The sequence below is a fragment of the Faecalibacterium sp. DFI.5.82 genome (assembly GCF_029076575.1).
Classification (GTDB): Bacteria; Bacillota; Clostridia; order Oscillospirales; family Ruminococcaceae; genus Faecalibacterium; species Faecalibacterium duncaniae.
In genome coordinates, this window is the sequence record NZ_JARFIS010001143.1 from 1 (window position 1) to 288 (window position 288).

The following is a 288-nucleotide window of genomic DNA, read 5'->3' on the forward strand; positions in this document are numbered from 1 at the left end:
AACTCCGTTGAGCCAAAGCCAATTTCGCCATCATCAAGCATATCAACATAAGCGGTTTTTCCGTTTTCAAGGCATGGAGTGATCCTTGCCATAACGGTGTCCCCGATGCAAAACTTAGCTCCGCCGTTAAACTCGGCTTTTTCCGTCTCTGGAATCTTTTTCGTGAACGGCTTTAATTTGTCCATTGCAACCTTCGTTGCAATGTCACCCTTTTTGAGGCTCAAGCGAGGATTAAAGTCAATATAGTCGGCAGCGCGAATTGTCCTCCACTCAGATGTCATACCCAAT

General features: G+C 45.8%; 1 pseudogene. It reads right to left on the minus strand.

Annotated features, from left to right (window positions below):
• Nucleotides 1–288: pseudogene (locus P0G09_RS20480) on the minus strand (restriction endonuclease subunit S); the annotation flags it as partial.